Below are 4,965 nucleotides of genomic sequence, written 5' to 3'. Positions count from 1 at the left end.
AAAAACACATAAAAAGAAACCCCCAATTCCCCCATGAATGGGGGCTAGGGGGCTGAAGTGTCGAAGACACTTTTTTATGCCCGCAGGAAAGGAGGTGCAGCCGGAATGTATTTCACAAAGGGCAAGCAGCGGGCGTTTGAATTGCTCATGCAGCAGAAGCCGGGATTTGACCGCTATCAATCCGGTTGTGCCGGAGATGATGAAGATTGCGGCACTTGCCGTTTCTACCGCCCCGGGTGGAAATATGAGTTTTGCGTTTTCAAAGAGTGTCCCTATTGCCCCGGCAAAAGGACGCGGAAAACGCACGCCAGCATGGACAAATAGACGGGCAAAAGCCCTTGTGCCATGCGGCTTTGCAGACGCGAAAACGGCAAAGGGCATATTGCAATACCAAAACAGCCGAAAACGGCTTTCTAATTGTCCACGCATACCAAGAGAGGAAGTGAGGAAATATGGCAGTTTTCAGAGTGGAGCGAAATACGGGATATACCGTTATGAGCAACCACCACTTGCGAAACAAGGAATTGTCCTTAAAGGCAAAGGGCTTGTTGTCGCAAATGCTTTCGCTGCCCGAAGATTGGGATTATACCCTTGCGGGCTTATCCCATATCAACCGGGAGAAGATCGACGCAATCCGCGAAGCGGTAAAGGAACTCGAAAAAGCCGGATATATCGTGCGCAGCCGGGAGCGCGACGAAAAGGGACGCTTGCGGGGCGCAGATTACGTCATATACGAGCAGCCGCAGCCGCGAGAGCCGGAAGCAGCTACCAGCGGCGGACAGCCGCCTATATTGGATTTACCTACATTGGAAAATCCAACATTGGATAATCCAACGTTGGAAAAACCTACGCAGGAAAAACCTACGTTGGAAAATCCAACGCAATTAAATAAAGATATATTAAGTAAAGAACAATCAATTACTGATTTATCAAGTACCGATTCCATTCCTTTCCATTCCCTAAACCCCTTGCCCTTTGCGCATGGCGAAGCGGCTACGCCGCCGGAAAGGAAAAGAACGGAAGCGAAAAGCAATAGCGCAGTAGAGATTTACAGGGAGATTATCAAGGACAATATCGAATACGACCATCTCATTCAAAACTGCAAAATTGACAAAGACCGTTTGGACGAGATTGTTGACCTTATGCTGGAAACCGTCTGCACAGCCCGAAAGACAATCCGTATTGCCGGGGACGACTACCCCGCCGAATTGGTGAAATCCAAGTTTTTGAAGCTGAACAGCAGCCATATTGAGTTTGTTTTGGATTGCATGAGGGAGAACACAACCAAAGTGCGCAACATCAAGCAGTATCTAAAAGCGGTGCTGTTCAACGCGCCGAGTACCATTGACAGCTACTATACCGCCCTTGTCAATCACGACTTATACGGCGGCGAATGAGCATAGCCGCACTTTACCGGGAAAGGAGTTGATACCTTGCAGGAGGAAGTAACCCAAAAAACGATTGCCCTATACGTCAAAGTGGGAAAAGGCGCGGCGCGGCTTACCGAACAGGCGTTACAGAAAGCAATCCAAAAGTTTTTGGAGCAGAAAAGCAAACCCGCGCATGGGAAACAGACCATGCGGCAGCTTATGAAGCAGAACGCGGGTGTTTCCAACATCGAGATCACCGACAGCAATATTAAAGCCTTTGAGAGTACGGCGAAGAAATACAACATAGATTTTTCGCTAAAAAAGGTTAAGGGCGAGCAGACCCGTTACCTTGTGTTTTTCAAAGGCCGGGACGCGGACGTTATGACCGCAGCGTTTCAAGAGTTTTCCGCAAAGAAGCTGAACCGGGAGAAAAAGCCCTCTATCCGCAAAGCCCTTGCCGCTGCAAAGGACAAGGCGAAGCAGCTTAACGCCGCCCGCGACAAGGTAAAGAAAATGGACAGGGGGCGCGAGATATGAAGCAGATCAACTACAAAAAGCTGATACTTCCGAATATCCCCTATGTGTTCTTTGTCTATCTCTTTGATAAAGTCGGACAGGCGGTGCGGCTTGCCCCCGGCGCGGATATTTCTGCAAAGATACTGAATATCACACAAGGATTTTCCGCAGCCTTTGAAAACGCCTTGCCGAGCGTTTACCCGTTGGATTTGCTTGTCGGCATTGTCGGTGCGGTGATTATCCGCTTGATAGTCTATGTCAAAGGGAAAAACGCGAAGAAATACCGCAAGGGCGCGGAGTACGGCTCTGCCCGATGGGGAAACGCCGAAGATATAAAGCCCTACATAGACCCGGATTTCCAAAACAACATCATTTTGACGCAGACGGAACGGCTTACCATGAACAGCCGCCCGAAGCAGCCGAAGTACGCGAGAAATAAGAACGTCGTCGTGATCGGCGGCAGCGGCAGCGGAAAAACAAGATTTTTTGTCAAACCTAATCTAATGCAGCTTCATTCCTCTTACGTCTTAACCGACCCGAAAGGTACGGTTTTGATTGAGTGCGGGAAGCTGCTGCAACGGGCGGGCTACCGCATTAAGGTACTGAATACGATTAACTTCAAAAAATCTATGCACTACAACCCCTTTGTGTATATCCGCAGCGAGAAAGATATTTTGAAGCTGGTAAATACGTTGATAGCGAATACCAAAGGTGAGGGAGAAAAAAGCGCGGAGGATTTTTGGGTAAAGGCAGAACGGCTTTTGTATTGCGCGTTGGTGGGCTACATCTGGTACGAAGCCCCCGCCGAGGAAATGAACTTTATTACCCTGTTGGAACTTATCAACGCCAGCGAAGCCCGCGAGGACGACGAGGAATATCAAAGCCCCGTCGATTTGCTGTTTGCCGACTTGGAAGAACGCGACCCCGACCATTTCGCGGTGAAGCAGTACCGAAAATATAAATTGGCGGCGGGCAAAACCGCAAAATCAATCCTCATTTCTTGCGGTGCGAGGCTCGCTCCTTTTGATATAAAGGAATTGCGCGATCTTATGTCCTACGACGAATTAGAACTTGACACGTTAGGCGACAGAAAAACAGCTTTGTTTTTGATTATGAGCGATACGGACAGCACGTTTAATTTTGTTATCGCTATGCTGCAATCGCAGTTATTTAATCTCTTGTGCGACAAGGCCGACGACGAATACGGCGGCAAGCTGCCGGTTCATGTTCGCTGCCTGTTAGACGAGTTTGCAAACATTGGACAAATCCCGCAGTTTGAAAAATTGATTGCCACAATCCGCAGCCGGGAAATCTCGGCTTCTATCATTCTGCAATCGCAGAGCCAGCTAAAAGCCATTTACAAGGACGCGGCAGAAATCATACTTGACAATGCCGACAGCACCTTGTTTTTGGGAGGGCGCGGGAAAAATGCAAAGGATATTTCGGAGAACTTGGGACGTGAAACAATCGACAGTTTCAACACTTCCGAAAATCGCGGCACGCAGGTTTCTCATGGCCTCAATTATCAGAAATTGGGAAAGGAGTTGATGACACAGGACGAAATCGCAGTTATGGACGGAGGAAAATGTATTTTGCAGTTGCGCGGCGTGCGCCCCTTTTTCAGCGATAAGTACGATATAACGCAGCACCCGAACTACAAATACCTTTCCGACTTCGACAAGAAAAACGCTTTTGACGTTGAACGGTATATGTCCACCCGTCCGGCAATCGTAAAGCCCGACGAACCCTTTGACATATACGAAATAGATTTGTCCGACGAGGACGCAGCCGCCGAATAAAAACGGCGGCATTTTTATTTCCAACAACATTTTTTGAGCCGTTTTAGCGGCAGAAAGCGAGGTTTATATGGATTTTTTCAACAGCGCAGTTGACGTATTGCAGACTTTGGTAATCGCGCTTGGCGCAGGACTTGGCATTTGGGGCGGCATTAACCTCATGGAGGGGTACGGCAACGATAACCCCGGCGCGAAGTCGCAGGGCATGAAACAGTTGATGGCGGGCGGCGGCGTTGCCCTTATCGGCCTTACCCTTGTCCCGCTGCTCTCCGGCCTGTTTGGATAATGCCACAAACTAACACTACCCGCCGCGCTCTCCCGCTTCACGCGGGAGGGCGCGGGAAAGGAGGGATTAGCTTTTGATATGGCAGATGATTGAAGATTGGTTTCGCGGCATTTTGACAGACGGAATACTCTCTAATCTCTCCGGGCTGTTCGACAGCGTAAATACAGAGGTTGGAGAAATCGCAACGCAAGTCGGCACAACCCCCGCCGGGTGGAACGCGGGCATATTCAATATGATACGCAGCCTATCGGAAAACGTCATTGTGCCGATTGCGGGCGTTATCATTACCTTTGTCATGTGCTACGAACTAATCCAGCTTGTAATTGAGAAAAACAATCTGCACGATCTCGACACTTGGATTTTCTTCAAGTGGATTTTCAAAACCTTTGTTGCGGTGCTGCTGGTAACAAATACTTGGAACATCGTCATGGGCGTATTTGACATTACACAGAGCGTCGTCAACGACAGCGCGGGCGTTATCATATCCGACACAAGCATAGATATTGCAACCGTTATCACCGATATAGAAGCAAAGCTGGACGCTATGAGCGTCGGCGGGCTTTTGGGGCTATGGTTTCAATCACTCTTTGTGGGGCTTACCATGAAAGCGTTGTCTATCTGTATCATGCTGGTGGTGTACGGGCGCATGATTGAAATATACCTTGTAACGAGTATCGCCCCTATCCCCGTTGCGACAATGGTAAATCGTGAATGGGGCGGCATGGGACAGAACTACTTAAAATCCTTGCTTGCCCTCGGTTTTCAGGCTTTTCTAATTCTTGTGTGCGTCGGTATTTATGCGGTTTTGATACAGACAATCGCAGCAACCGATGACATATCCGGCGCGATCTGGTCTTGCATGGGCTATACCGTCCTCTTGTGTTTTACGCTTTTCAAAACGGGAAGCCTTGCAAAATCCGTATTTAATGCCTCGTAAAAAATAAGACCGATAAATTCTGCTGAAGCCGGTTTTTACACCATGTTTAGCAAGAAAGTA

5 protein-coding genes and 1 pseudogene are annotated in these 4,965 nt (G+C 48.7%); all 6 read left to right on the top strand.

Annotated elements, in window-relative coordinates; genetic code table 11:
• Positions 1-105: 105 nt before the first annotated feature.
• Positions 106-294, top strand: a pseudogene (locus FGQ85_RS17835) (hypothetical protein); the annotation flags it as partial.
• Between the two features lie 158 nt (positions 295-452).
• Complete coding sequence (locus tag FGQ85_RS17830) at positions 453-1,397, top strand: DUF6017 domain-containing protein (RefSeq protein WP_002604485.1); 945 nt, start codon at positions 453-455, stop codon at positions 1,395-1,397.
• 36 nt (positions 1,398-1,433) lie between these two features.
• Positions 1,434-1,907 carry a PcfB family protein gene (locus FGQ85_RS17825; protein WP_002604484.1) on the top strand — a complete coding sequence of 158 codons (474 nt, stop codon included), beginning with the start codon at positions 1,434-1,436 and terminating at the stop codon, positions 1,905-1,907.
• Entirely contained in the window at positions 1,904-3,685 is a 1,782-nt protein-coding gene (locus FGQ85_RS17820; protein WP_002604483.1) for a VirD4-like conjugal transfer protein, CD1115 family, read from the top strand. Before FGQ85_RS17825 ends, FGQ85_RS17820 begins: the two co-directional genes overlap by 4 nt.
• A gap of 67 nt (positions 3,686-3,752) precedes the next feature.
• Positions 3,753-3,968 carry a Maff2 family mobile element protein gene (locus FGQ85_RS17815; RefSeq protein ID WP_002604482.1) on the top strand — a complete coding sequence of 72 codons (216 nt, stop codon included), beginning with the start codon at positions 3,753-3,755 and terminating at the stop codon, positions 3,966-3,968.
• A 73-nt stretch (positions 3,969-4,041) separates the two neighbouring features.
• Positions 4,042-4,905, top strand: coding sequence for a VirB6/TrbL-like conjugal transfer protein, CD1112 family (locus tag FGQ85_RS17810; protein ID WP_243128608.1), 864 nt, complete (start codon positions 4,042-4,044; stop codon positions 4,903-4,905).
• Positions 4,906-4,965: the final 60 nt, after the last annotated feature.

This window comes from Pseudoflavonifractor sp. BSD2780061688st1 E11 (assembly GCF_005844125.1).
GTDB classification, from domain to species: domain Bacteria; phylum Bacillota; class Clostridia; order Lachnospirales; family Lachnospiraceae; genus Sellimonas; species Sellimonas catena.
The sequence above is the reverse complement of the archived record's forward strand: the minus strand, read 5'-3'. Positions and strand labels throughout refer to the sequence as shown.

Excerpts from the sequence above, each read along its gene's own strand:
- FGQ85_RS17830 (WP_002604485.1), top strand. The coding sequence starts at position 453 with ATGGCAGTTTTCAGAGTGGAGCGAAATACGGGATATACCGTTATGAGC.
- FGQ85_RS17815 (WP_002604482.1), top strand. The coding sequence starts at position 3,753 with ATGGATTTTTTCAACAGCGCAGTTGACGTATTGCAGACTTTGGTAATC.
- FGQ85_RS17820 (WP_002604483.1), top strand. The coding sequence starts at position 1,904 with ATGAAGCAGATCAACTACAAAAAGCTGATACTTCCGAATATCCCCTAT.